This is a genomic window from Lachnoclostridium sp. An196 (assembly GCF_002160135.1).
Classification (GTDB): domain Bacteria; phylum Bacillota; class Clostridia; order Lachnospirales; family Lachnospiraceae; genus Hominiventricola; species Hominiventricola avistercoris.
Window position 1 is genome coordinate 21,539 of sequence record NZ_NFJZ01000008.1, and the last position, 25,026, is coordinate 46,564.

The following is a 25,026-nucleotide window of genomic DNA, read 5'->3' on the forward strand; positions in this document are numbered from 1 at the left end:
ATATCATGGATTCCATACAAGATTTCTTGCTCTTTTTTATTATTTTCATGCTATTTTCCCAGAAGATCTTCAACCCTGCGCTTTCGTCTGATATAATCAGAAAAGAAAACCAAGGAGGAAATATCCTATGAAATCGCCGCGGCTTCCGTCTCTTTCTCATAAACTGTTTCTTACATTTATTCTGAGTTTCATCGTCCCGCTGATCCTGATCGATTTTTTTATATCCTACCTGTTCAGCGATTATCAGTATCAGGGACTCCATGCCCAGTCCGAAAACAACACGCAGCTGATCAGCGCTTATATGGCAAACTATATTAACGATATCGACGATATTATGAAGGGTCTCTACTTTAATTCATATCTTCAGTCAGAAACGGATATATCCGCTTTGTCTATCTACGACAAGAGCCGGCTGAGCGAAGAGATTGGTGATACTTTATCACTTACTGCTTATTCAAGAGATGATTTTGGCGACCTGCTGTTTATATCCGAACAGGAAGTTCTTTATTTTAATGCAGAAAACTATTATCAGTATCTTCCCACTACACAGTCTCTGGAAGACCGCAGCTGGTATCTGGCCGCGCTGAAGAAAGACGGCAAGATAGCGATTACCCCCTATCAGGATCCGAAAAATGTTGAATCTGCGCAGAACGCCGACAGTTTTTTTGTCTCACGTCAGCTGAAAAATCTCCATGATCCGGATCAGGAAAATGTAATCATGATCAATCTGAAAACATCCTTTCTGGATACACTATTTTCAAAACTGGATGCCAATACCCCCGGCATCGTGCTTTTTACCAACGACGACGGAGAACTCATCTATTCCAGTCAGGATATAGACGATGCTTTTTTGAACCACTTGGGAAGTTCGCCTTTCCGTTACGGCGGCCGTATATGGATCCAAGATTCACAGCCTCTGGAGAACTACCCGCTGACTATCCACGTGCTGCTTTCTACTTCTTATGTCGTACAGCAGTTTGCAACATTCATGCTCATATGCGTTGTCGGTTTCCTGGTTGCCATCTGCATCGCATATCTCCTCTTCCGGGGAAATAACCGCTGGATCCAGATGCCGGTACATCGTATCCAGTCCGTGCTGAAGACGATGGAAAAAGGCGGCCTGGATGCGCGGTGTCCGGATCTCCCCATCCGGGAATTTCAGGATATCGGCTCCTCCGTCAACCATATGGCAGAAAAGCTTCAGGAAAAGATTCATAATGAATATGAACTGTTAATCGCCCAGAAGAATTTGCAGTTTCAGGCGCTCCAGTCCCAGATCCGCCCGCACTTTATTATCAATACGATCTATAGCTTTATCACACTCAACCAAATTGGAGAGACCGAACTGCTGAACGATTGTTTTTACCGTTTTGCCAACATTCTCCGTTATGTGTTAAGTAAGGATCAGGAAACTACACTGGAAAAAGAACTTGATTTTCTGGACAGTTATTGTTCTCTTTTCCATCTGCGCTTTGGTGACAGAATCCAATATCATATTTCCTGTGAAGATCCTCTGCGCCCGCTTAAAATGCCGAAACTGCTGCTGCAGCCGCTGGTAGAAAATGCCGTTATCCACGGTATCGAACCCAGCGAAATTCCCTGCACTCTTGACATTTCAGTGGAAAAACACGGGGAAAAGATTTATATTATTATTGAAGACAGCGGCGTTGGATTTCAAAAAGACCAGCTCTTTTCTTCTACTTCCATTGGGCTAAAAAATGTAGAAAACCGGATCCAACTTTGGAATAAAGACATTGAATTTTACATCTACCGGGCAGAAGGTCTGACGATTCAGGCTGTCATCATTCCCGATTCTGTACAGGAGGCAAAACAATGAATATATTAGTCATTGATGACGAACCCCTCATTCATCTGTCCATTGAAAAACTGATTTTATCATGTTCGGAAAACAGCCATGTATATCATGCATCCAATGGGCGCCAGATGCTGGAACTTCTAAAAGAACACAGATTTCAGCTGGCGTACGTGGATATTAAAATGCCGGGTTTATCCGGTCTGGAAGCCATCCGGCTCGCCAAAGAAGTCTCTCCTTCAACCCATTATTACATTATGACGGGCTTTAATGAATTCGAATACGCGAAACAGGCCGTCAAATTGAAGGTGGAAGACTATCTTATGAAACCCCTGGATCAAAAAACGATTTGGGAAACGATCCAGACCGCCGAGCTTCTGGAAATGTCCAACCAAAGAGAAAAGAAAACTGTCTTCCGCAATTGGTTAGAAAACAATATCAATCACCGAAACGGAACCCTGGGCAAATATGACGGCTACTATGGCTTCATCCTTCTTATCACCCTGGACAATACGAAACTGCCTCCGGAATCTCTTCTGGAAAAGCTGAAGCCTTATGAAGAATACTATGTCTCCTCATTTTCCGGAAATCAGATCCTCCTGCTCTGCTTCTCAGAAGATGCCGAACCGCTCCACAGCATGTCCAAAAATCTGTCCGGCCAGGTATATACAGATGGAGTCACCTTCTTCGCGTCCTCCATTACCCGAAAGACCGAAGAATTGAAAAACGATCTGTGGAAACTGCTGCAGTTCTCCTGTCTGCGGGTTCTTAAAGGGATCGAACGTTTCTATTATCTCAAGCCGCTTCTTGCCTGCGGCCCTGAGCTGTTGGACTTTGGCAGACTTTGCGTGAAATGGCAGACTGCATGCTTTCAGAAAAATTATAGTGAATTCATAAACTGCAGTGAGCAAATCTGCCGGCAATTCGAACAGGTCAAAGAGCTTGGGAAATATAAGACGGAGATCCGTACATTTCTTTCATATACGCTTGGAATCCAGCCCTATCTTCCCTCCGGTCAGGAACAGCTCCGGACCTTCCTTCATGAATATGCCAGGAATCTGATCCATAACGCAGAGGACGGACATCCGGTTCGGTCAATCATTCAGTATATCCAGGAACATTATTGTGAAAATCTGTCCATTTCCGGTCTTTCCGAGCAATTTGGGTTTTCCGCCAACTATATCAGCAACCTTTTAAAGCAGGAACTGGGGATCTCTTACAACAAATATATTACGCAGCTCCGATTAAACCACGCAAAAGAACTTTTGCTGTCGACCCGTCAATCCGTAAAAGAGATTACCTCCGCCTGCGGTTATTACAGTCAAAGTCATTTTACAAAACTGTTCATGGAATACGAAGGATGTACACCCGCCGAATATCGTAGGCGCTGTAAATAATAAGGAGGACCCGCCACATTCTCTGCGGTTGGTCCTCCTTATTATTTTTCACTTTTCTTATTGGAAAAGCTCCGCCACCCGGTCAGCCATACTCTGTACAGCCTGTTCCGGCGTATAATTATCTTCAAGGATACACTTCTGGATCTCATTTGCGATGATGTCTTTGGTTTCTGCATATTCCGGAATAAAGGTCGCCTCTGCGCAGTACTGTACATTATCCGTGATCACCTGCAGATTCGGGTCCTCTTCTACCATCTGTTTGTAGGCATCCTGTTCTGTACAGCTCTGTCTCACCGGTAAATATCCGGTTCCGTTCGCCCAGGTAATGGAATTTTCCGTATTAGTCATAAATTTCAGGAATTCCCATCCTGCGGCTTCCTCTTCTTCACTGTGTCCCGCAAACATCATCAGGTTGGATCCCCCTGCCGGATACGCACGGTCTGTCAGCATCGGGATTGCTCCTACTCCTACTTCAAAGTCACAGGTTTCTTCCAGTCCCTTCAGCTGAGCACTGCTCTGCATGATCATAGCTGCGGTACCTGCCGCGAAAATGTTTCTGCATGCTTCGGAAGAATTATAGTCCTGTCCGGACGGAACATTCATAGTTCCTGCATCGATCATATCTTTCCACAAATACAGCGGACCTGTTCCTGATTCGTCATTGAATCCGATGCTTGTCTCATCCTCATTATAAATCGTACCGCCTGCGTTCATCATCAGAGATGTATAATACCACTGATCCAACGGACAAGAATATCCGTAGACTCCGTCTTTCGTCAAAGCTTCCGCATCCGCTTTCAGCTCATCCCAGGTCTCCGGCGGATTTTCAATCCCTGCCTGTGCAAAAAGATCTTTGTTGTAATACAATACCGGAAGGCTTCTAGAATGAGGAAGAGCAATCAGTTTCCCATCATAATAGGAAGCGTCCAACAGTCCGGGCATAAAGTCATCCAGATCAAACTCTTCCGCATCCACATATTTCTGTAAATCCACCAGCTGTCCGGAATCTGCGAATACGCCGAGACTTCCGATCTCCATCTGAGCGACAACCGGCGCCTCCCCTGCTGACAGAGCTGCCTGCATCTTGGTGCTTGCTTCCGTATAAGAACCTTGATGCACCGCCTTTACATAAATCTCATCCTGAGATTCATTAAAAGCGTCTGTCAGTTCCTGGATCAGTTCTCCGTTGGAAGCGCCCATGCAGTGCCAGAACTCAATCTCAATTCTTCCATCGGCAGTTTCCGCAGATGAAGAATCCTCTCCCGATCCGGATCCGCATCCGGAAAGCATGAACAGTGACATGGCCGTTACCAGCCCGAGCAATACTTTTCGTTTCATTACAATTTATCCTCCTTAAAACCTTTTGTTTTATTTACTTAATACCAGAATAAGTGAATGAGTTCCTGATCTTTTTGCTTGCCACAATATAGACGATCAGGATCGGCAGTACCAGCACCACGTTGCCTGCCATAATAATGTTCCACATCTGCAGCGTCTCCGAAGATTTCAGCGCCGCTACTCCTACAGGCAGCGTACGGAGTGTTTCACTGGAAGTCATGATCAACGGCCAGAAGTAGTTATTCCATGTGGAAATGAACGACAAAAGACCAATCGTAACCAGCGCCGGTTTCGCCATGGGCATCATAACCTTAAACATGATCTTCATGTTGCTTGCATCATCCAGCTTTGCCGCCTCGATGACTTCCTGCGGAATCTGCATGAAATACTGCCTCAACATGAAGATTCCGAACGGATTTGAAATAAACGGTATGATCAGCGGGATCAGCGTGCCAAGCAGTTTCATTCTGCTGAACATAAAGTAAACCGGAAGAAATGTAATCTGCTGCGGAATCATCTGTCCCAGAAGTACCAGCCCGAAAAACAGCTTTTTACCGCGATACTCATGTCTCGACAGGCTGTAAGCTGCCGGAACAATGATCAGATACTGCAGTACCAGCACTGTAATGCTGACAATCACGGAATTTTTAAAATACTGCGCAATCGGAACTACTTCAAATACATGTGTGAAGTTCTCCCAATGAAAACTGGAAGGAATCAATGTGGGCGGGAACTGCAGCGCCTCCGTCAGATCCTTCAGGGATGTACTGACCATCCAGTAAAACGGGAATATAAAGATCACGATCACAATCGCTTTCAGTATCACGTTCAGCGCCCGTGTGATTTTGTTCAAAATAATGTCTCTGTCATAAGTCTGCATTTTTCCACCCCCCTTATTGATAATGCACTTTATTTCTGCTGACGCCGAACTGTACATAGGTCATAATACATACCAGCACCAGAAGGACTACGCCTGCCGCACATGCGACTCCCGGATTTCCGTAACGGAACGCGTATGCATAAATATAATATACCAGTGTGTTGGTAGAATCTACCGGCCCTCCCTGGGTCATGACATTCACCGCGTCAAAAATCCTGAAAGACGCAATCGACGCCACAACACAGGTAAACAGAATCGTCGGCGAGATCATAGGCAGCGTAATCTTGAAAAACGTACGAATTTTGGGCGTATTATCCAATTCTGCCGCCTCATAAATACTTACCGGAACTGTCTGAAGAGCTGCCATCACCAGCAGTACATAGTATCCAACACTCTTCCATACCATCACCAGCACCAATGAAATCATCGCCGTGGACGGACTTGACAGAAACGGAAACTTGTCCAGTCCCAGAGAGGTAAGTACCATATTGAAAAATCCGGTATCCGGTTCCATAAGCCATAAGAATACAATGGAAACAGATACCATGGAAATAACATGAGGCGTAAATATACACGCTTCTACCATATTATTCAGCTTCTTCTGTCTGGATCCGTTCAGCCATACTGCTATTATAATGGCCAGCACCATGGTAAGTCCCACAAACAGCACCGTGTAAATAATAGTATTCATCAATACTTTGTGGAAGGTTTCATCAAAAAGTATTTCTTTATAATTATCGATTCCCACAAATTCCTTTTCCGTGGAAATCAGGCTCCCCGAAAAAAGAGACCGATAGATCAGATAAATCACAGGATAGACCGTAAACACACATAACAGAATCGCTGCCGGTGAAGCTGTGACTATACCCAGAAGCCTGTCTCTTTTTTCACTTGCACTTCTTTCTTTTTTCTTCACAGGTATACCCCCTCTCCACTTTATTCTGCAAATACGGATTTAATCTGTTCCCGTGCCGTGTCATCCAGCTCTATACGTTTCTCATCCTGTCCGAACAGATACATAGATGAGAACGGGACATGAATATCAGCTTCTGCACCTCCGCCGATCTCATAATCTGTTTTGGCCATCAATGTGCCGTATTTGCTATTCAGAGAGTAAATGATCTCCGAGCCCAGCATTTCCTTGGTCGCTACCTGTACCCGGATTGTAATATGCGGAGCCTCCATTTCCTGGAATGACAGTTTTTCCGGCCTGAAACCAAGCATTTTCCCATCCGGAAGGGTATTCCGGAGCACATTCATCTGGGGAGTCCCGATAAACTGAGCGGCATAGACACTGTTGGGATTGTTATACAACTCCCTCGGGGAGCTCTGCTGGACAATATATCCGTCTTTCATCAGCACGATGGTGTCTGCCATGGACATGGCTTCCGTCTGGTCATGGGTTACATACACAAACGTGGTTCCCAGTCTTTTGTGAAGCTCGATCAGTTCCACACGCATCTGTGCCCGCAATTTTGCATCCAGGTTCGACAGAGGCTCGTCCATCAGAAATACCTTCGGCTGTTTTACCATAGCCCTGGCAAGCGCCACTCTCTGACGTTGCCCTCCGGACAGCTTTGACGGCTTACGGTCCAGATATTCTGTCAAACCTACAATCTCACAGATCTCTTTCACCCGTCTGTCCCGTTCTTCCTTCGGCACTTTCTTATTCTCCAGACCGAACGCAATATTTTGGCGGACCGTCATAGTCGGGTACAACGCATAATTCTGGAACACCATGGCAATATCTCTTTTACCCGGAGTGACATCATTCACTTTCTGTCCGTCAATATAAATGTCACCTTCTGTGGGATCATCCAGTCCAGTAATCATCCGAAGAGTCGTTGATTTACCGCACCCGGAAGGTCCTACCAGCACCGTAAAGGAACCATCTTCAATATCCAGATTCAGATTTTCGATGACAACATCTTTGTCAAACTGCTTTTTCACATTTTTTAACTGAATCGTTCCCATAACTTCATCTCCTTCATTCTGTTTTTCTCTGCGCGCTTTGACTAAATTCAATATAACATTTAAAAACAGCTTTCTCTTTGCTCATTTCCACATTTAGAGTGCTATTTTTTGTCGGAATTTGACAGCATGTAAGATGCAGGTAAAGAATGTGAAGAAGGGATGAAGGGTATGTATCAAACTTTTTATGTCTGCATTATAGTTACTATTACACTAATAATTCATTGACATAATTACTATGTTTGCACCAATATATTTATCAGCATTGTATATTTACATCAATAGATTTTGGGGTTATAATCTCTATAGAATAGATGCAGTATATCTATAAATTAGTGAAAGTAGGAGACCAGATGCCTGAAGAATCAAAAATTAGCAAAGCACAGCAAAAAGCAGTAAATAAATATGTAAAGAACAATTATGATAGAATTAATGTTACTTTTCCAAAAGGACAAAAGAAAATAATAAGAGATCACGCAAGAAGACACGGAGAAAGTGTGAATGCCTTTATTGTTCGTTCTGTCAATGAGCGAATGGAGCGCGAACAATAATGTTCGAGATTTTTTGGAATGATGAAGAGCAGTCCTCAAGCAACTGTCAACACTCTCACCATGAAAGGATGTGTTACTATGCCATTACTGCAACAGAACAAAGAGTATACCATTGATGATATCTATGCCCTGCCGGATGGACAACGTGCAGAACTGATTGACGGGCAGATGTATATGATGGCGCCGCCCACGCGGAGGCATCAGCGAATCACACTGGAGCTTTCAACCGTCATCAATAACTATATTAAGGATAAAGGCGGCCCCTGTGAGGTCGATATAGCCCCATTTGCCGTATTTCTGAATGCAGATGATAAAAACTATGTCGAACCGGATATAAGTGTTATTTGCACTCCCGGCAAGCTCACAGACAAAGGCTGCACAGGTGCGCCGGATTGGATCATTGAGATTGTCTCTCCCGGCAGCAGGCGAACAGACTATTATACCAAGTTGTTCAAGTACCGTACTGCCGGAGTTCGTGAATACTGGATTGTTGATCCAGAGAAAAACAGGATCATGGTTTATTCTTTTGAGTCCGACGATATCGCAGAATATACTTTTTCTGAGGCTGTCAAAACCGGGATCTATGATGATTTGGAGATTGATTTCAGCTTAATAGACGCTAAATGAAAAACAACTTGCCGCTCCACACTCATTAGTGGGGTGGCTTTCTTTTCAGCTTGGTATATCTTAGATTATCTCCCATATCTCCTGCAGATTCTGAATTTCATAATCCGCTTTCGCACCCGTTTCATTCACCTGTGCACCCGGATTATACCAGCAGGTCCGGATGCCGGCGCGGTTGCCGCCGGCGATGTCGCTGGTAAGGGAATCTCCCACAATCAGTACGCGGTTCTTTTCCGGCACATGGATTTCCTGAAATACCAGATCAAAAAATTCTTTTGCAGGTTTTTCGTATCCCAGTTCCTCGGACAGAAAAACGCCGTCCATCAGCTTGTCAAATCCGGAACGGCGAAGTTTCTTCGTCTGGGCCACCACGGTTCCGTTGGACACCACGTACTGCCGGACTTTTCCCCGCAGAGACGCCACAAGATCTTTGCTGTCGTCACAGAACACGATGGTATCTCCCAACCGCACCTGATAGGCCTCATTGAACGCTTTTCCCAGGGAAGTATCCAGTCCCTCCTCACGGAAAAAATCTTCAAACCGCTTTACCAGGATCTGAGACTTCTCCATCTCTCCCCGTTCCAGTTTTCTCCAATATTCCCGATTAATTTTCGAATACCGGGACAGCATCTCATCCGAACACTCTCCCAGCCCGAATTCTTTAAAAAGACTCTGGATCGCAGCCTTTTCCGCAGCCAGGAAATCCAGCAGGGTGCCGTCCACGTCCCATAATATTACATCAAACCGATTCATTTCTTATCCTCCGTATGATTTCGCGCTTCTTTCTTCTTCTCCCGCAGATCCCGGAAAAAGTTCGTCAGCATGAGAGAGCACTCTTCTTCCAACACGCCCTCCGTAATTTCTACCTGATGGTTGAATGCCGGCACCTGCAGAAGATTCAGCACCGAACCCGCGCAGCCTGCTTTGGGATTCCGGCTGCCGATCACCAGCCGGGGGATCCTGGCCTGTACGATGGCCCCGGCGCACATCTGGCAGGGTTCCAGCGTCACATAGATCGTACAGTCTTCCAGCCTCCAGTCTCCCGCCGCACGGCTGGCCTTGCGGATCGCCTGCAGTTCCGCATGAGCCAGCGTATTTTTGTCTGTGTTGCGGCGGTTATATCCTCTGGCGATGATCTTCCCGTCCCTCACAATTACGCATCCGATGGGGACCTCCCCCAGCTTCCAGGCCTTATGCGCCTGCCGGATGGCTTCCTTCATATATCTCTCCTCTTCTGTCAGCGGCATGTTCCATGCTCCTCTCACAACTTCCAAACCACGGGCAGCGGATACATTTTTTCCCTCCGCTTGGAAACAGCAGAAAACGTCTCACATCCACCGGGTAGTCGTCCCAGTCCGCCACATACTGGCGATGATCCGGCCTCCGGACCCAGATTCCTCTGGTTTCCGCAAGAGATACTCCTTTGTCCTGAATATTTTCCGCGTCTAATATCCCCTGCCACTCCAATGCGCCGTTGCGGCTTTCCAGAGCTCCCAGGCAGATTCCTACCGGATGTTTCTGATAATAAAAATAAATATAAACTTTCCCTGCCTCTTCCCCGGTGTGGCAGTAGCTCTTCAGGTGAATATCGATCCGGCAGACCCCGCCGCGCGCCTCCACTTTCACAAAGCCCGCGCTCTTCATCTGCTCCCCGTCTTTATATTCATAAAGGTATGCGATCTTTCTCGTATATCCCTGCATAGAATTCCCTCCTGTTCTTTCAGGGTATTCTATGCCCGTCCGTCCCTGCTTATGACTGCTCTTTCAACGATGCCGCGCGATTGGCAAAACCGGCAAACTGCTCCAGAGTCAATGCTTCTCCCCGCACGGATGCAGGCAGTCCCATCTCCTCCAAAATCTGTACCGTCATCTCTTTCGGGATACCGAGTTCCGGTACATGGCCAAGACCATTCTGGAGCGTCTTCCGTCTCTGGTTAAACGAAGCGCGGATAATCGCGAAAAGCAGCTTTTCGTCCTTCACCTTCACCGGCGGCTCTTCATAAACCGACAGACGGATCACCGCGGACCCTACATTGGGCCGGGGCATAAAGCAGTTGGGCGGCACATTTGCCACGATCTCCGGTTCTGCGTAGTACTGGACCGCAAGAGATAGAGCTCCATAATCTTTCGTTCCCGGCCCCACCTGCATCCGGTCCGCCACTTCCTTCTGCACCATGACCGTAATGCTTTTTGCCGGGACATGGTTTTCGAACAGGCCCATAATGATCGGCGTAGTAATATAGTATGGAAGATTCGCCACAATCTTTACCGGTTTTCCGCCGTTCATCTCCTCCGCCAGCTTCTTCAGATCCACCTTCATCACGTCTTCATTCATCACAGTCACATTATCATATGCGCTGAGCGTATCCTGAAGAATGGGAATCAGGGCCCGGTCGATCTCGATCGCCGCTACCCCCCTGGCTGAGGCGGCCAGATATTGTGTCATGGTCCCGATGCCCGGTCCGATCTCAACCACGAAATCATCTTCGGTAATCTGTGCCGCACGGATAATCTTTTCCAGCACATGGGAATCAATCAAAAAATTCTGGCCGTATTTTTTCTGGAACACAAATTTATATTTGTTCAAAATTTCTATGGTATTCTGGGGATTCCCCAGAGTCGGCGCCGGACGGCTCATAATCTCTCCTCCTGTTCCAGCCGGAAAAATCTCCTGGCATTTTCTTCGGTAATCCGGATCACCTCATCTGCAGAGATTCCTTTGATCCTGCCAAGCTCCTCCGCTACCAGCACAAGCTTTCTGGAATCATTTCGTTTTCCGCGATATGGCATCGGCGCCAGATAGGGGCAGTCCGTTTCCAGCAGCAGCTGTTCCATGGGAGCCTCCGCCACGGTCTCTTTCAGTTTCTTCCCGTTTTTGAAGGTAAGCACTCCGCCGATACCCAGGTAAAAGCCCATCTTCAGATATTCCTTCGCCATTTCGGAAGAGTATGAATAACAGTGCATTACCATAGAGCACTCCGATGTCTTCTCCTGTTTCAGAATCTCAAAAGTGTCAGCCGCCGCCTCCCGGCTGTGAATGATCACCGGCAGCTTCAGCTCCTTTGCCATCCGGAGCTGGCGCACAAACCATTCCTTCTGTATGGAATGGTCCTCCTTATCCCAGTAATAATCCAGTCCGATCTCTCCTACTGCCACAATCTTTTTCCGTCCGCACTGCTCTTTCAGCCATCCAAAGGTTTTTTCGTTCAGCGCGCCCACTTCGTCCGGATGCACGCCTGCCGCGCCATATATAAATGGATATTTCTCCGTCAATTCCACGGTCCGGCGGACTCCCTCCAGGCTGGCGCCTACATTGACCACAGTCCCGACGCCCGCATCCGCAAGACCGCCCAGCAGTTCCTCTCTATCCTTATCAAACGCTTCAGCATCATAATGCGCATGGCTGTCAAATATCACGATAATTCTCTCCTCACCAAATAACTGATAAAGCGATTATATCAAAAGCGCAAAAAGGACGCAATCTCTTTGATTGAAACGAAAAGACCGCCGGAGTCCATCAATACGGATTCCGGCGGTCTTTTGAAAATATCATTTTACAGTTGTACCTCATACTCCACACTGGCGAAAACAATTCTGCTTCCATTTGCCAGTGGACGAAGTTCGTACGGGTCGAGCTGTTCCCTGTCCACCCAGGTACCATTGGTAGAGTTCAGATCTTCCAGATAATAGACAGTACCGTCGAAGGTAATGCGGGCATGAAGCCTGCTGACCGTAGAGGCGGGAATACAGCCATCCACCCCCTCCTTTTTCTTCCCAATAATGTAATTCTCTTCCTGAATCACAAAATCCGGATACTCAGGATCCAGGCTATGCAGCACTAATCCTTCTCTTTTTTGTTCCGACAGGCAGACCGTTTCTCTGGCAGGCGCCCCTTGTTCTCTTAGAAACAGCAACGATCCGCTGTTCATCCGTTCCGCTTCCGCCACATAATCTTCTATCTGCGGTTTGCGGCTCTTTTTCCGGAAGAAATTTTTCCAACTTCCGGTTTTTTCAAGAATTTCCTCCTGTACGTCAGCGGCCGCTGCTGGTTCTTCAGGTATTTCAGGCGGTTCTTCTTCTGTGTGTTTATGGAGAATTTCAAGCAGGCTGAAATTCGGTTCCAAAGCGCTCTGATACAATTCATATCCAAATTCGATGCCTTTCATATCACTTTTATCTAATTTCCCAAGCAGATACTCTGTCCAGTCAAGAAATGACTCTCTGATATCTCCCCGGTACTCCGGATCAAAGCAAAGGTACAGCTTTTCCGTTCTTGTATGCAGATACATATACTCCGGTTTCAACAGAAAATGATCCGGACTCAGCAAATATTCCTTGGAAGCCTCCAGAACCTTTTCCAAATCCTTTAAAAGATTTTTTAACTGATCAAAACCAAGCTTCCTGCGCTCATACATCAACGCCATACTCTGTTTTCCGGTTATCTCGTAATAATATTCTGTCCGGTTTTCATGTCTCTGACATACGCAGGGCAAAAATCCGGGAATCCGGTTCTCTGTCACCATACGGAGTTCGTATCCGCCGTCTTCTATACCGTCTCCGCCCAGGATCATATAATTACTGTTCAAATCTCTTTTGTACCGCACTTCCATGACTGCACTCCCCCTCTATTCTTTCAACCACCTGCTCCTGCGTATGGTTTCGCAGGGCGCTGTCCGATATATCGTTCGTTCTACCTCTATCCTCTCTTTCGGGAAATAAGACCCTCCGCCTGAGATTCGGATCCTCACGCGCACAGGGCTTACCTGAACTTCTACCTGTTTTTCTTTCATCCACAAAAGCCGCTGTGAAAGCTTCTGTTCCAGATCAGCTTCTATATTCTGCTCCTTTTGGGAGGCTCCTGCTCCATCCCGATAGACACCTTTGATCCCGGATTCCAGTGCCGCATGCGCGCATACAGCATAATCATGCACATATAGAGTAAAAAACACTGTATATACCAGCAGCAGGCAGATCCCCGGTACCAGCAGGGCTGCTTCCACAACAAATCTTCCTCTTTTTTTCAACACCATCTCCCCAGTATATATGCCGCTGTCAGAAACGGAACCAATGGCAGTTCTTTTCTATGTGTCACAACAGATATACAAACCGCCATGAATAGACCTATTCCAAGAATCCATAGCAATTCAAGAATTCCAAGCCATGTGCCCAGCGCCAGCATCAGATATCCGTCTCCATATCCGATCTTCTCTTCCGAAAAAAAGCCTGCCCCCAAAATGATCAATCCCGGCAGCAGCGACGGACGCCTTTCCAGCAGCAGCACTCCTGCAATTCCTGTGATTCCCAGTATTCCGATCACAGGCATAGACAGCCAGCCGTCCCGAATATCTTCCATGGCGAGCACGATCAGACAAGCCAGCACCCACCACCAGCTCAATTCCCTCCACACTTTGAGCATGCTCCTCTTCCTCCCACCTGGTTCAGCGGCGTCATCATCACAGTCCTTTTCAAACCGCTGCAGGATCTGCTGTTATGGTAACGGTCTCCATAATTTGTTACATAAACTGTCCGTGCCGGCACAGCATTTTTTGCGCAGGTCTCGCAGGGACTATATTTACTTCCCGACTGGTTTCTTTCTCTGTCCAGACTTTCTCCCGAAATACTCCGAATGCTCAATCTCAGATAGGTACACTCACTGCTCTTGTGGTACACAGAGCCATCCGGAGTCACATATACAAAAGTTTCATGAATTCCGGAAATACATTCTTCGGTGCGGCCAACCCACGCGCGAACCACCGCTTTCTGCACAGTCGGACGGGAGTTGAATCCAAGCGCCGCGTAAGGAAGTTCCAGTCGGCTATAATCGTACAGCCGGACATAAGGATCTGATTCCGGCGCTTTTACTGTGACCGCAAGAACCTGTGCCCGCTCCATCAGGCTGCGAGATCTTTTCCCCTGTATGACCGTAAAAGAAAACATCGCCAGCAGCGCGGCCGCCGCGCAGAGAAGAAGGGGAAGTACCAGAGTTGTTTCCAGCGTCAGGCTGCCCCGGCAGGGAGCATGCGGGGAAACCCTCTGTTTTGCACTGCATCTGATTTTGTGGGGTGTCTGGAGTTTCTTTTTTTCATCTGAAGGCTTTTCATAGGGTCCCCCCGCATGCTCCCTGTCTGTATCATTCATAGCCATATGTCCTTTCCAGGTAAATATCCTCAAACCAGATCCGGGCAGTCAGGCGATCTGCGCAATGATCCACATGAATCCTGCTGCATCCGTCTATCCGCTGAAGTTCCCCCTCGACCACATCCAACGTTCTCATAGCCAGTGTCTCCGGCGGCAAAAGTGTCAGAAACATGCGCAGATACGCTTCATAATCCATACCCTGCTGTTTTCCGTCCTGAATATCATATTTGTCCGAATCTCCAATCAAAGCCAGAAGCCCCGGCAGCGGCACCTGCCAGTTCTCCTCTGTCTTCAGGAAAGACAATTCATATCCCGCCAGAAGCTGACGCAGTTCTACAACACTTTCCCCATATGCCCATCCCAGCAGGATCAGATGTTTTAACCCTTTAATCAGTTCTGCATTTCCGGTGAGCCCTGCCAAAAGCGTTGCAAGCATCTGGGCCTGGTCAGAATACGCCGGATGACTGAGCAGAAATACATAATTAACTCCTTCTCTCAAAAGCAGAATCTGCAGGATTACCTGCTCCAGATTTTCCTGATCCGACGCATGTCCGCAAAGCACATATTCCATCTGATAATCCAGCCATCGTTCCCCCTTGTGTTCCTTTCCGGCCAGAACTTCCTGCGCCTGCGGAAAATATTCACAAAGATAACTAATAAACCACTGCTTTTCCAGCAAGTCCCCTTCCGTACCATCTGCGTTCCCGCTCCCCGCAGACAATTCACGTACAGAAGGAACCTCTGAAAGATTCACCGTTTTACCGGATATTTCCTGATGTCCCGGAATCGCCATGGTACACAAAAAGCTGCTGCGCAGCCCATCCCACTGGCGGGCTTCTGCTTCCATTTCTCCTTCTTCACTTTCTTCATAATTCTGCACAACCCCTTCATATTTCTCGCAATCCTCCTGAAAGCGTTCCGCTTTTTTTCCCGCCTGTTCCCGAAACTCCTGCTGCCGGATCCAATCCTGTGCCAGCGAGACGCCGCTTTTTTCTTTCATAATCCTGACCGCCTGCTGGTAAAACACTGCTCCGCCGTCATCGGTCAGCCGTTCCGGATCCTGTATAAATATCCCCTGCGGTTCCAGACCTTCAGGGAATTTGCCCGCTGCATCCGCCAGCTGACCGGCCATATGCTTCCACAGGCGGCTGCACAGCCAGTCATCTCTTTGAACGCCTCCTGCAAAAGAAAGATCCAGGCAGAACAGATCATACCGCTCCAGAAGATGCGGCTCATACTCAGAAAACAGAGAAAACATTCCTGCTTCTACCGCCTGTTCCGCCTGCTGCCTGCGGTACTGTCTCTGAACAGACTGCAGACATGCCAGATATAACGCCAGAAATACCAGAAAACAAAGAGAAAGCCAAGCCGTAATTCCTCCTGACTCATCAGATACTGCTGCTCTGAGAGACGATTTTTTCAAATATATCATTTACCACTCCTGTGATCTGATTCTTAAAAATGATCACCAGTCCGATCAATACCACGATAATCAGAATCACCTCCACGACCCCCATACCGCTTTCATCCCAGCAGAATCCGTACCACCAGTTTCTAATTCTGTTTTTCATATTCTCCTCCCTTGTTCTACAGCCCTTATATTTGAAAAGATACTGCAGCCGGATACATTACCATGATCAGAATCGTGACCAGCAAAAGCAGCATGGGGAGCAACAATTTACTCTCACATTCTTCTCCCAGCTTTTTTGCCAGCGCTTTTCGGTCTTCAAATGCCTCCCTTGATTCTTCTTCCAGCAGCCGTGAAAGATCCTTGTTTCCTTTTCTAAGGTTCTGGCCCAGCAATGTGCCCAGCTTTAAATATGACGGAAGCCTGCATCTCATTCCATATCTCTCATATGCTGCCGTCTCGGGAATTCCGCTCTGCATCTCTCGCAAAGTCCTGCACATTTCCTCATAAGCTGCTCTTGTTCCTTTTCCTTCCCGTCTTTCATAATTGTCCACGATTTTTTCCCAGGCCTTCCGCGTACTCATCCCTGCGCTCATGTACAGACTAAGACGGCTGACAATATCCGGATAATCCAACTGCAAGCTCCGTTCCCTCTCCCTTATTCTCAGTTCTTCTTCCCTGTGTCTTCCGGCTGCCATAGCGCACAGAGCAGCCACCGTCCATAAACCGATAAGCATCCATCTGTCATCCCTTTTCCGGTACCAGACCACAGCTTCCCCATTCACTGTTTCCGGAAGAATCAGTTTTTTGTCTGGTTTCTTCTGCGCTTCCTGGACCTGCCGCTGCAGCATCCGAAGTTTTTGTCCTGAATCCGGAGACACAGGCGGACAGACCCGGGCCTCCCTTTCCCATGTCAATGTATTTCCCTGAAGGCTCAGCAGCGCCTGTATCCGGACTGTCGTCGCTTCTTTTACCCGTTCGCTGTATACCGTGCCGTCCGGAGCGATCAATTCCCAGGAATCCAGATACCACTGCACAGTCACCTGGGTCTGCGGAATCTCAGAAGGCAGATAGAGATCTGTTTGTATCTGATGCAAATCTTCATTTCCGTTTAACATCAGTTTTTCCAGTCCCTCCGCCGCAGCTGCAAGACACTCCTGCGCTTCCTCCTCCCCCAGCGGGAGTTCCGCAAGAAGCAGGTCTATCGAATACGATCCGTCTTCCATCTGTACCTGCAGACTCTGTTCCTGATCCCCTTCCCCATACCCCGGACGTTCCAGTTCCCTGAGCTGTTCCTGATTACTCCAGGCATACAGAAAAAAATATAATGTCAGTATTCCTCCCGTTACAGCCGTACATAAAAATTTTTTTCTATATTTCAATATCCACCAGCCTCTTTCCCAACAAATATGCGGCAAGATATATGATAAGACAGACTGTCATCACCGCCGCCCCCGGCAGACAGTGATACAGACCCTCCAGAAATTCTGCCGAGCCGACTCTCAGATACAGAAGAATTGCCGCAGGCATCACAGACATGATCTTCTGTTCATAGGCACGGGAAGACAGCATGGTTTCAATCTCCCTGCGGGTATCCATGATCTGCGCGATCTGCGCCGCGGTGCTGCGGATTACCAGATTCAGACTCCCGCCGCTGTATTTTGCCGCACAGAAGACATCCACAAAACTCCGGATCTCCGGAAGCGGATAAGCGGCGGCAAATTCCTTCAGCATGACCTCCGCGCCCTGGTTATTCTCCGCCCTTGCCAGCATATCCTTCAGCGCATTCAGCATGGGTCCGCCTTTCGGAAACATTAGCTGCAGTTCCCGATAAGACTGACGAAAGGCATTCTCCACCGAATATCCTGCAGACAGCGACGCAGACAGAAGCAGTATCCACTCCCGGAACATCCAGCACAGACGTGCCTGCTCTTTTTTCCGTCTTCCTTCCCGCCGCTCCCTGTGCCACAGCCATAACAACGGACAAAGAAACGGTACCGCAACTAAAGAATCATAAAACAGAATTGCTCCGACGAGCACCAGAACAGATCCTTGCAGTATATCCGTTAACAGCTCTTTTCTATCCTGCCTCCATACCTGCGCGCAAAAATTTTTCGATATTTTTCATTTCTCCTATCCTTTCCTGTACTCCGGCAACCCTGCCGGAACTCTCTCCGGTCTCCCGGAAGGAAAACAGAGGATTAAACGCCACCTGTTCTCCTTCCATACCGGCCACTTCCGTGATTTCCAGAAGTCTGCGGCTCTTGTCCCGCAGCCTTCCCAGATAAACGATTAAATCAATCCCGGACGCAATCTGCCTCCGGATCGCCTGCAAAGGCAATTCCATCCCCATCAGGACCATAGTTTCCAACCGGCTTACCGTATCCCGGGTGCTGTTGGCATGGCAGGTACAGATACTCCCGTCATGCCCTGTATTCAGACAGGTCAGCAGTTCAAAAGCTTCCGCTCCGCGCACCTCACCTACAATTATCCTGCTCGGCCTCATACGCAATGACGCCCGAATCAGATCACGGATCGTAATCTCTCTGCTGTCTTCCGCTCCGGCCGGGCGTGTTTCCAACCTTACCAGGTTCTCCACACTCCGGATCTGCAGTTCCGCTGTATCTTCGATAACAATCACCCGCTCATCTGCGGGAATAAATTCCGAAAGCGCATTCAAAAATGTAGTCTTCCCAGATCCGGTACCGCCGGCCACCAGGATCGAGCAGCCGGCCTGTACGGCCCGTTCCAGAAATGATGCTTCCTCTTCGGATATGCTTTCCAGGTTCAGCAGGCGCTCCATTGTCATGGGCTCTTTTGGAAATCTTCGTATTGTGATGATCGGCCCATTGACTGCCACCGGCGGCAGCACCACATGAAGTCTGTCCCCATTGGCCAGCCGCGCGTCCACAATTGGCTGCGATTCGTTAACCGTCCGGTTGCAGGCGGCTGTCATCTGCTGAACAATATCCAGGATCCGTTCTTCGGAACGAAAATTTCTGTCATAACGGCTTATCTTCCCATCTCTTTCTACAAAGATACCGTCCATTCCGTTTACCATGATCTCTGTGACATCCGTCTCCTCCAGCAGATCCTGCAGCACATCCATCCGGCGCAGCGCCTGGAACAAATCCTTTTTCAGCCGGCACCGCTCATTCAGCGGCAGATGCTGTTCTTTTCCGCAAGTGAGCACCACCTGGTCAATCAGATCCTGCATCTCCTCATCCGGCACTTCCCGGCTCAGATCAATTCTTTCCAGGATCTGTCCTTTCAGTTTTCCAAAGACTTCCGCTTCTCCCTGCTCATATTCCATGGTTCCTCCTACTCTCTCAGCAGTCCCCGTATATAGGTTCCCAATGTCTGTCTCGGCAGCGCGAATAATTCCTCTTCGCTCCCGATCTTTTCTCCGGGAGAAGGCAGTTCCAAAACCTGAAGTTTTTCCAGCACATCCACTCCGTCTAAGATCTGAATGTATCTCTGCCACTGGGCCAGCTTTGCCTGAGAAAGAAGATCCTGCCCGGCCGGTACATATATTCCGTCGCACTGACGAAGAATCTCCGGCTCATGCCCCGCCATATTGCCCAAATCCAATACAACGACATCATAATCACTCCGGGTGCGAATCCAGTACAGGAGCTTCTGCCACTCGTCCACGGCGACCTGTCGGAAATCCATATAGGAGTCACAGGGCGGAATGTAATCCAGGCGATCCCATTTTCGGACCATACTGTTGAGCCGGTAGAGAAATGATGAATTTTTTTGTCTGAAAAAATAAATCAGATCTGAGAGATTCCAGTTGCTGTTCCCCGAAAGCTCTGCGAGTCCGGAACATTCTTCCAGATTTAGATATAAAACATTCTTGCTCTCCGCGAGAACCTGCCCCAAAGTCAAAGCAAACACTGTCTTCCCGCTACCACCCACCGGAGAGTATACCCCGATCACTTTGTTGTCCCTGCGCGTACCTGTCAGGCAGAAATCTTCTCCGCACTGTTCAGAATAATAATACAGAATTTCCCGAAGAATATTCTCCGCGGACTGATACTTGTACACCGCCGGATAAATCCTCAGCTCTGACGGAAGGCTGCCTTCGGACAGGAAAATCACGCACTCCCTGGTAATTCGTTCTTTGCAAAGCGGATACCATTCTGCTGTTATCAGCAATATCTCGATTTCTTCCTCGGCAAGCGCCCGGAGAAGCTGTTCTTCTCTGGTGCACATTCGTACCTGAAACAAATGGTTTTCTTTTAGATTTGCATACTCCATGAAAGCCCTTGCATAGGCCTCCTGTGAATCCGCAATCCATAATCCTGCACTTTTCACAATAACCTCCTGCAACACAAAGCTTTTCTCCACGCTGCAATATTAATAATGGAATTTGGCTCAGAATAAATCGTTGAGCCCGTGGCGAACGCCACTAATGGATAAACGTTTATCGTGATTTTATTATAATGACTCTTTTTCCGCACGTCTACGGCTTTTACAATTTGTTAACAATTTTAGGAAATATCTACAAAAAATAGCAAAGACAAAAGAGAACCAAAAAACCGGGGCCATTGCTCCACAGATGATCTCCCATCTATTTTGCAACGGCCCCTATTTTCATTTCGCAATAATATAATTCCCGCTGTTAATCAAGATCTCGGACTCTTTGTCGCAGATCACAGGAACTTCACCCAGTTCGAAAATTTTGCACATGGCATTTTTACCAATCTTACTGCTATCGGCAAGCACATAAGTCTCTGTAGAATTTTCTTTTACCACTCTTTTCTTTTCCGCTTCACTCATGGTATGAGTACTGATGCCCGCACGTTCTGAAACACCATTCGCGCCCAAAAACGCCTTGTCAAAATACATCCCTGAAAGTTCCCGGATCGTCATCGCACCCACGATTGATCCAGTAGAAAAATTAATCTCTCCGCCAATAATGAAACATTTCATTTTCAGGTCCTGCATATCAGTAAAGACTAACGCATTTGTCGTTATAACATTAATGTCTTTCCCCTTCAGGTGAGGAAGCATACGATACAATGTGCTCCCGGAATCCAGATAGATAGACTCCCCATCCTTTACCAATCCTGCCGCATAACGCGCAATCTGTTCCTTTTCACTGACATTTTTAATGCCCTTAGAATTTACCGGCATCTCATAAGAGCCTTGCTTCAAACAAGCTCCGCCGCCTCTCAGAAGGATAATCTGTCCCTCCTGTTCCAGCGTTTTTAAATCTCTTCTCACTGTGGATTCCGAGACACCGTCCAACGCTTTACAAAAATCACTTAGAAATACAACTTCCTTATTTTCCAGCAGTTGCAGCATCTGCAGCCTTCTCTGATATGGAATCATTCTGTTACTTTCACTTTCTGTTTTATAAAACGATATTATCATTATATTGGCTGCATTTTGAAAAGTCAACAGAACTCGTCATATTTTTTCATTATTTTGCAGATATTTCGCATATGCTTTCAACAAGTTTATCATCAAGCTCGTTGGAAATCCTGCACCTCTTCTAACATCGGCATAGAATCCTGCGCACCCAGACGACATACTGTGATGGCACTGCAGCAAGTAGCAAATTCGCATGCTTGTGTAAGATTCATTCCCTGGATCAGCGCATACCCTACACCTCCAATGAAACTGTCACCCGCACCGGTAGATTCTATTGCATTCACTTTCTTAGATGGTATAAAAGTCACCGTCTTATGATCTGATACTACAGATCCTGCGGCTCCCAAGGTGATAATCACATCAGCCCCCAGACGCTCAGCCAATCTCGCAGCCCCTTCTTTTGCCTGCTCCTCGTTTTCAATGACTTGCCCTAGATAAAAAGCAGCTTCCACCTCATTAACCACCAGAATATCACATTTTTGCAAATATTCTTCCGGTATTCTGGTTGCCGGTGCTGCATTTAACAGAATTTTACACTCGCATGATTTTGCTTTATCTATAGCATACTGATTAATCTCCATGGGTATTTCCATTTGAAGGATTACAATCTCGGCCTCTTTCATAACGTTTTCAGCTGCATCAATATCCTTTTTGGTTATTGCAAAATTAGCACCTCTTACAATACTTGCATGTACACTTCCATCTGCCAGCGCATTCACCACACCCAAACCGGTAGGTTCATCCACCTCTTTTAAATATGTAGTATCCAGGCCGAATTTTTTTGCTGACGCAATTAAATCTTTTCCATGGGCATCTTTTCCCACACACCCTACCATATAGGTCTTGATTCCTAATTTCGCAGCCTGAACCGCCTGATTCGCGCCTTTTCCTCCGGCGCTGAATGTAGCGCCGTCCACCGGCATAGTTTCACCCTCTTCCGGAAGGCGGCTGCATTTTAGAATAATATCGTAATTCAAACTGCCGATTACAACAATTTTATTTCTCATAACTGCCCCTTAATTTTTATGGCGTGCCAGGAAAGCCGCAAAATCATCTTTCGCATATTCGAAATAGGAAGCTACAATAATAATCAAACCGGTTACCACATACTGCCAGAAGGAGTCCACATTGATAACCACCATACCTACCTTCAGGACTGCCAGCAAAAGAGCTCCCACAAAAGTTCCCAGTGCCGTACCACGACCGCCTGCCATAGAAGTCCCTCCGATGGCTGCTGCCGCGATGGCATTTGTCTCATATCCAATCCCCGCAGTTGCCTCTGCAGAACCCAGGGAGGCCAGCATCACCAGTCCTGCCACTGCAGTACATACGCCAGATGCAATATAAGCAATATATTTTGTTTTCCGTGTATTAACACCAGATAATTTTGCCGCCTCTTCATTGCCGCCCACTGCATACAGATAATCTCCGGTTCTGGTTTTGGAAAGAATTACATGCGCGACTATAAATACCACCAACATAACGATAACATAATAACGAATGCCAGAATTTCCTATCTGTCCATTGAAAATATTGCGGAAAGAATCCGGTACATTGGTAACCGGAACGCCGCCCGTTACTACATAGGCAATACCACGATAAAGGCTCATGGTACCCAGTGTGGCAATAAACGGCTGCAATTTCAAATTCGTTACTAAAAATCCATTAAACAAACCAAGCACTGCGCCCACAATCAGGCCAATAACCAGAGCCATCACCGGGTTCATACCTCCGACTGTACAGGTTGCTACCGCAATACCCACTATAGCAAAAGTACATCCGATAGACAGGTCAATACCGCCGGTCAGGATTGTAAACATAATACCAACTGCCAGTAACCCGTTCAATACCATCTGCTGGAAGATTGTCAGAAAATTTCTCCAGGTAAGAAACTGCGGGTTCAGTACTGTAAATACCACGCAAAGAATCAGCGTCGCGACGAATACAAGAATCTCTCTCTTATACTTCACGTAAAAATTTTTCATTACTCATTTCCTCCAATCGCATAGTTTAGGATAGCGTCTGAATCAAATTCTGATCTGTCCGTGAGGATTCCTGTGATGCGTCCCTCACTCATAATTACCAGCCGGTCACTGAGCCCGATGGCCTCCGGAAGTTCACTGGATACAACAATCAAACTCTTTCCCTGAGAAACCAGTTCTTCCATCAATCGGTAAATCTCTGCTTTTGCAGCCACATCTACACCCTTTGTCGGTTCATCGAAAATGATAATATCAATATCTGTAGACATCCATTTTGCAAGAATGACTTTCTGCTGATTTCCTCCTGACATATTCACCGTCATATACATAGGCAGTTTCGGATTGATATCCAGTTCTTCAAAATAATGTTCTGCGTTCTTTATCTTCTTGGATTCATCTGTAAAAAATAAGCCGTGCATATATTTTTCAAGTGAAGAAATCACTATATTCTGCGTATTCGTTGCAAGTTTATTGAATCCCGTATTTTTCCGGTCCTCCGATAACATTCCGATTCCTCTGGACAATGCTTTTGTAGAATTCCAGTTCCGTGGAATCGGCACATTTTTCAGGTAAATATTACCCTCCAGTTTCGGATCAGCACCTACAAGTACACGCATAACTTCGGTTCTTCCGGCTCCCACCAGGCCGTAAAACCCAAGGATCTCTCCTCTATGTAATTCAAAACTGATATCTTTAAATTTCCCTCCGGTGGTATCTGTCAATCCCTCCACTTTCAAAACTACCTCTTTGGTAGCCTGACATGGAATCGTACGGGAAGCTACAGCAGAAACGCTGCGTCCCACCATAGCATGGATCAGTTCATCTTCTGTTGTCTCTTTCACATTTAATGTCTGAACAAATTCGCCGTCTCGAAGAATCGTCGCCCGATCGCAGATCTGGAAAATCTCCTCCAGATGATGTGAAACATATAAAATTGTGATTCCATCTTTTTTCAATTTCTCAATAACAGCAAACAATGCTTCTGTCTCTTTAGAAGTAAGAGATGCCGTCGGCTCATCGAAGGAAATGATATTCGAATGGTGATAGATTGCCTTTGCAATTGCGATCATCTGCTTTTGTCCTGCTGTTAGGGTTCTTACTATGTCTCTGGATTTAAAATTACAGTTTAGTTCTGTAAGGATCGCATCTACATCATTATGCATCTTATTAAAATCTATAAACGCGCCCTTTTTAGGTTCATATCCCATGGTGACATTCTGTCCTACCGACAGTTCTTCCACAACCATGATTTCCTGATGAACTTTGGAAATATTTCCATTTTTGATTGCATCATTGGCACTCTTAAAATGTACCTCTTTTCCATGAAGCAATACAGAGCCTTCATATTCTCCATATACTCCATGCAGAATATTTAACAATGTAGATTTCCCGGCTCCGTTTTCCCCCAGAAGCGCATGTACTTCGCCTTCTTCCACGGAGAAGGAAATGTCTTTTAAAACGTGCACACCCGGAAATCTTTTGTTAATCTTAACAAATTCGATTGCTTTTCCCATCTATGAAAACCTCCCTTATAGAGGACCG

General features: G+C 46.9%; 27 protein-coding genes. 4 read left to right on the forward strand and 23 right to left on the reverse strand.

Going from position 1 to position 25,026, the window contains the following annotated elements; all coding sequences use genetic code 11:
- Nucleotides 1-127 precede the first annotated feature (127 nt).
- Together B5F29_RS10140 and B5F29_RS10145 are read left to right on the forward strand one after the other, a co-directional pair.
- Entirely contained in the window at nucleotides 128-1,837 is a 1,710-nt protein-coding gene (locus B5F29_RS10140; protein ID WP_087154524.1) for a cache domain-containing sensor histidine kinase, read from the forward strand.
- Nucleotides 1,834-3,210, forward strand: coding sequence for a response regulator transcription factor (locus B5F29_RS10145; protein WP_087154525.1), 1,377 nt, complete (start codon nucleotides 1,834-1,836; stop codon nucleotides 3,208-3,210). Before B5F29_RS10140 ends, B5F29_RS10145 begins: the two co-directional genes overlap by 4 nt.
- Nucleotides 3,211-3,267: 57 nt before the next feature.
- Here the strand turns inward: B5F29_RS10145 and B5F29_RS10150 are convergent, their stop codons facing one another.
- The 4 genes from B5F29_RS10150 to B5F29_RS10165 are packed head-to-tail and all read right to left on the reverse strand — an operon-like array spanning nucleotide 3,268 to nucleotide 7,402.
- Nucleotides 3,268-4,548: an ABC transporter substrate-binding protein gene (locus B5F29_RS10150; protein WP_087154526.1), complete on the reverse strand. Its 1,281-nt coding sequence runs from the start codon at nucleotides 4,546-4,548 to the stop codon at nucleotides 3,268-3,270.
- 34 nt (nucleotides 4,549-4,582) lie between these two features.
- Nucleotides 4,583-5,428, reverse strand: a complete 846-nt coding sequence (locus B5F29_RS10155) for a carbohydrate ABC transporter permease (RefSeq protein ID WP_087154527.1) — start codon at nucleotides 5,426-5,428, stop codon at nucleotides 4,583-4,585.
- Nucleotides 5,429-5,441: 13 nt separating this feature from the next.
- On the reverse strand, nucleotides 5,442-6,344 hold the full coding sequence (locus tag B5F29_RS10160) for a carbohydrate ABC transporter permease (RefSeq protein ID WP_087154528.1): 903 nt from the start codon (nucleotides 6,342-6,344) through the stop codon (nucleotides 5,442-5,444).
- 20 nt (nucleotides 6,345-6,364) lie between these two features.
- The gene (locus B5F29_RS10165) at nucleotides 6,365-7,402 is read right to left on the reverse strand and encodes an ABC transporter ATP-binding protein (RefSeq protein WP_087154529.1); all 1,038 of its coding nucleotides are present in this window, start codon (nucleotides 7,400-7,402) and stop codon (nucleotides 6,365-6,367) included.
- A gap of 350 nt (nucleotides 7,403-7,752) precedes the next feature.
- On the opposite strand from B5F29_RS10165, the gene B5F29_RS10170 reads away from it, so the two are divergent.
- Complete coding sequence (locus tag B5F29_RS10170; RefSeq protein ID WP_087154530.1) at nucleotides 7,753-7,950, forward strand: hypothetical protein; 198 nt, start codon at nucleotides 7,753-7,755, stop codon at nucleotides 7,948-7,950.
- Between the two features lie 78 nt (nucleotides 7,951-8,028).
- The gene (locus tag B5F29_RS10175) at nucleotides 8,029-8,577 is read left to right on the forward strand and encodes a Uma2 family endonuclease (RefSeq protein ID WP_087154531.1); all 549 of its coding nucleotides are present in this window, start codon (nucleotides 8,029-8,031) and stop codon (nucleotides 8,575-8,577) included.
- A gap of 60 nt (nucleotides 8,578-8,637) precedes the next feature.
- On the opposite strand, the gene B5F29_RS10180 is transcribed toward B5F29_RS10175, so the two are convergent.
- The 19 genes from B5F29_RS10180 to B5F29_RS10270 form a co-directional block, all read right to left on the reverse strand.
- A complete protein-coding gene (locus tag B5F29_RS10180) occupies nucleotides 8,638-9,327 on the reverse strand; it encodes a YjjG family noncanonical pyrimidine nucleotidase (RefSeq protein WP_087154532.1) in 690 nt (229 codons plus the stop codon).
- Nucleotides 9,324-9,794 carry a tRNA adenosine(34) deaminase TadA gene (gene tadA, locus B5F29_RS10185; RefSeq protein ID WP_330397583.1) on the reverse strand — a complete coding sequence of 157 codons (471 nt, stop codon included), beginning with the start codon at nucleotides 9,792-9,794 and terminating at the stop codon, nucleotides 9,324-9,326. The genes B5F29_RS10180 and tadA overlap by 4 nt, the downstream gene beginning before the upstream one ends.
- Nucleotides 9,766-10,275, reverse strand: a complete 510-nt coding sequence (locus B5F29_RS10190) for a hypothetical protein (RefSeq protein WP_087154534.1) — start codon at nucleotides 10,273-10,275, stop codon at nucleotides 9,766-9,768. The genes tadA and B5F29_RS10190 overlap by 29 nt, the downstream gene beginning before the upstream one ends.
- A gap of 49 nt (nucleotides 10,276-10,324) precedes the next feature.
- A complete protein-coding gene (rsmA, locus tag B5F29_RS10195) occupies nucleotides 10,325-11,212 on the reverse strand; it encodes a 16S rRNA (adenine(1518)-N(6)/adenine(1519)-N(6))-dimethyltransferase RsmA (protein WP_087154535.1) in 888 nt (295 codons plus the stop codon).
- Nucleotides 11,209-11,991 (reverse strand): TatD family hydrolase, encoded by a 783-nt coding sequence (locus B5F29_RS10200; protein WP_087154536.1) that lies wholly within the window; start codon nucleotides 11,989-11,991, stop codon nucleotides 11,209-11,211. Before B5F29_RS10200 ends, rsmA begins: the two co-directional genes overlap by 4 nt.
- A 137-nt stretch (nucleotides 11,992-12,128) precedes the next feature.
- Nucleotides 12,129-13,184 carry a DUF6382 domain-containing protein gene (locus B5F29_RS10205; protein ID WP_087154537.1) on the reverse strand — a complete coding sequence of 352 codons (1,056 nt, stop codon included), beginning with the start codon at nucleotides 13,182-13,184 and terminating at the stop codon, nucleotides 12,129-12,131.
- Between the two features lie 15 nt (nucleotides 13,185-13,199).
- Nucleotides 13,200-13,598, reverse strand: coding sequence for a TadE family protein (locus B5F29_RS10210; protein ID WP_087154538.1), 399 nt, complete (start codon nucleotides 13,596-13,598; stop codon nucleotides 13,200-13,202).
- Nucleotides 13,595-13,990 carry a hypothetical protein gene (locus B5F29_RS10215; protein ID WP_087154539.1) on the reverse strand — a complete coding sequence of 132 codons (396 nt, stop codon included), beginning with the start codon at nucleotides 13,988-13,990 and terminating at the stop codon, nucleotides 13,595-13,597. The genes B5F29_RS10210 and B5F29_RS10215 overlap by 4 nt, the downstream gene beginning before the upstream one ends.
- A complete protein-coding gene (locus B5F29_RS10220) occupies nucleotides 13,966-14,712 on the reverse strand; it encodes a hypothetical protein (protein ID WP_143449140.1) in 747 nt (248 codons plus the stop codon). The genes B5F29_RS10215 and B5F29_RS10220 overlap by 25 nt, the downstream gene beginning before the upstream one ends.
- Nucleotides 14,705-16,144 (reverse strand): DUF5702 domain-containing protein, encoded by a 1,440-nt coding sequence (locus tag B5F29_RS10225; RefSeq protein ID WP_087154541.1) that lies wholly within the window; start codon nucleotides 16,142-16,144, stop codon nucleotides 14,705-14,707. Before B5F29_RS10225 ends, B5F29_RS10220 begins: the two co-directional genes overlap by 8 nt.
- Nucleotides 16,101-16,283, reverse strand: a complete 183-nt coding sequence (locus B5F29_RS10230) for a Flp1 family type IVb pilin (RefSeq protein WP_087154542.1) — start codon at nucleotides 16,281-16,283, stop codon at nucleotides 16,101-16,103. The genes B5F29_RS10225 and B5F29_RS10230 overlap by 44 nt, the downstream gene beginning before the upstream one ends.
- Nucleotides 16,284-16,308: 25 nt before the next feature.
- A complete protein-coding gene (locus B5F29_RS10235) occupies nucleotides 16,309-17,502 on the reverse strand; it encodes a type II secretion system F family protein (protein WP_087154543.1) in 1,194 nt (397 codons plus the stop codon).
- Nucleotides 17,492-18,160: a type II secretion system F family protein gene (locus B5F29_RS10240; protein ID WP_143449141.1), complete on the reverse strand. Its 669-nt coding sequence runs from the start codon at nucleotides 18,158-18,160 to the stop codon at nucleotides 17,492-17,494. Before B5F29_RS10240 ends, B5F29_RS10235 begins: the two co-directional genes overlap by 11 nt.
- Nucleotides 18,161-18,200: 40 nt before the next feature.
- On the reverse strand, nucleotides 18,201-19,433 hold the full coding sequence (locus B5F29_RS10245) for a CpaF family protein (RefSeq protein ID WP_087154545.1): 1,233 nt from the start codon (nucleotides 19,431-19,433) through the stop codon (nucleotides 18,201-18,203).
- A gap of 8 nt (nucleotides 19,434-19,441) precedes the next feature.
- Entirely contained in the window at nucleotides 19,442-20,440 is a 999-nt protein-coding gene (locus B5F29_RS10250; protein ID WP_087154546.1) for a hypothetical protein, read from the reverse strand.
- Nucleotides 20,441-20,719: 279 nt separating this feature from the next.
- Nucleotides 20,720-21,433 (reverse strand): DeoR/GlpR family DNA-binding transcription regulator, encoded by a 714-nt coding sequence (locus B5F29_RS10255; RefSeq protein ID WP_242955637.1) that lies wholly within the window; start codon nucleotides 21,431-21,433, stop codon nucleotides 20,720-20,722.
- A gap of 161 nt (nucleotides 21,434-21,594) precedes the next feature.
- Nucleotides 21,595-22,509, reverse strand: coding sequence for a ribokinase (locus B5F29_RS10260; RefSeq protein WP_087154548.1), 915 nt, complete (start codon nucleotides 22,507-22,509; stop codon nucleotides 21,595-21,597).
- 9 nt (nucleotides 22,510-22,518) lie between these two features.
- Nucleotides 22,519-23,487 carry an ABC transporter permease gene (locus B5F29_RS10265; protein ID WP_087154549.1) on the reverse strand — a complete coding sequence of 323 codons (969 nt, stop codon included), beginning with the start codon at nucleotides 23,485-23,487 and terminating at the stop codon, nucleotides 22,519-22,521.
- Nucleotides 23,487-24,998: a sugar ABC transporter ATP-binding protein gene (locus B5F29_RS10270; RefSeq protein ID WP_087154550.1), complete on the reverse strand. Its 1,512-nt coding sequence runs from the start codon at nucleotides 24,996-24,998 to the stop codon at nucleotides 23,487-23,489. Before B5F29_RS10270 ends, B5F29_RS10265 begins: the two co-directional genes overlap by 1 nt.
- Nucleotides 24,999-25,026 lie beyond the last annotated feature (28 nt).

What these genes read in the sequence shown, in the direction of transcription:
- B5F29_RS10265 (WP_087154549.1), bottom strand. Translation starts at nt 23,487, where the DNA reads ATGAAAAATTTTTACGTGAAGTATAAGAGAGAGATTCTTGTATTCGTC.
- B5F29_RS10225 (WP_087154541.1), bottom strand. Translation starts at nt 16,144, where the DNA reads ATGATATATTTGAAAAAATCGTCTCTCAGAGCAGCAGTATCTGATGAG.
- rsmA (WP_087154535.1), bottom strand. Translation starts at nt 11,212, where the DNA reads ATGAGCCGTCCGGCGCCGACTCTGGGGAATCCCCAGAATACCATAGAA.
- B5F29_RS10180 (WP_087154532.1), bottom strand. Translation starts at nt 9,327, where the DNA reads ATGAATCGGTTTGATGTAATATTATGGGACGTGGACGGCACCCTGCTG.
- tadA (WP_330397583.1), bottom strand. Translation starts at nt 9,794, where the DNA reads ATGAAGGAAGCCATCCGGCAGGCGCATAAGGCCTGGAAGCTGGGGGAG.
- B5F29_RS10230 (WP_087154542.1), bottom strand. Translation starts at nt 16,283, where the DNA reads ATGAAAAACAGAATTAGAAACTGGTGGTACGGATTCTGCTGGGATGAA.
- B5F29_RS10260 (WP_087154548.1), bottom strand. Translation starts at nt 22,509, where the DNA reads ATGAGAAATAAAATTGTTGTAATCGGCAGTTTGAATTACGATATTATT.
- B5F29_RS10190 (WP_087154534.1), bottom strand. Translation starts at nt 10,275, where the DNA reads ATGCAGGGATATACGAGAAAGATCGCATACCTTTATGAATATAAAGAC.
- B5F29_RS10170 (WP_087154530.1), top strand. Translation starts at nt 7,753, where the DNA reads ATGCCTGAAGAATCAAAAATTAGCAAAGCACAGCAAAAAGCAGTAAAT.
- B5F29_RS10140 (WP_087154524.1), top strand. Translation starts at nt 128, where the DNA reads ATGAAATCGCCGCGGCTTCCGTCTCTTTCTCATAAACTGTTTCTTACA.
- B5F29_RS10215 (WP_087154539.1), bottom strand. Translation starts at nt 13,990, where the DNA reads ATGCTCAAAGTGTGGAGGGAATTGAGCTGGTGGTGGGTGCTGGCTTGT.
- B5F29_RS10245 (WP_087154545.1), bottom strand. Translation starts at nt 19,433, where the DNA reads ATGGAATATGAGCAGGGAGAAGCGGAAGTCTTTGGAAAACTGAAAGGA.
- B5F29_RS10255 (WP_242955637.1), bottom strand. Translation starts at nt 21,433, where the DNA reads ATGCTGCAACTGCTGGAAAATAAGGAAGTTGTATTTCTAAGTGATTTT.
- B5F29_RS10155 (WP_087154527.1), bottom strand. Translation starts at nt 5,428, where the DNA reads ATGCAGACTTATGACAGAGACATTATTTTGAACAAAATCACACGGGCG.
- B5F29_RS10270 (WP_087154550.1), bottom strand. Translation starts at nt 24,998, where the DNA reads ATGGGAAAAGCAATCGAATTTGTTAAGATTAACAAAAGATTTCCGGGT.
- B5F29_RS10165 (WP_087154529.1), bottom strand. Translation starts at nt 7,402, where the DNA reads ATGGGAACGATTCAGTTAAAAAATGTGAAAAAGCAGTTTGACAAAGAT.
- B5F29_RS10175 (WP_087154531.1), top strand. Translation starts at nt 8,029, where the DNA reads ATGCCATTACTGCAACAGAACAAAGAGTATACCATTGATGATATCTAT.
- B5F29_RS10150 (WP_087154526.1), bottom strand. Translation starts at nt 4,548, where the DNA reads ATGAAACGAAAAGTATTGCTCGGGCTGGTAACGGCCATGTCACTGTTC.
- B5F29_RS10220 (WP_143449140.1), bottom strand. Translation starts at nt 14,712, where the DNA reads ATGAATGATACAGACAGGGAGCATGCGGGGGGACCCTATGAAAAGCCT.
- B5F29_RS10145 (WP_087154525.1), top strand. Translation starts at nt 1,834, where the DNA reads ATGAATATATTAGTCATTGATGACGAACCCCTCATTCATCTGTCCATT.
- B5F29_RS10205 (WP_087154537.1), bottom strand. Translation starts at nt 13,184, where the DNA reads ATGGAAGTGCGGTACAAAAGAGATTTGAACAGTAATTATATGATCCTG.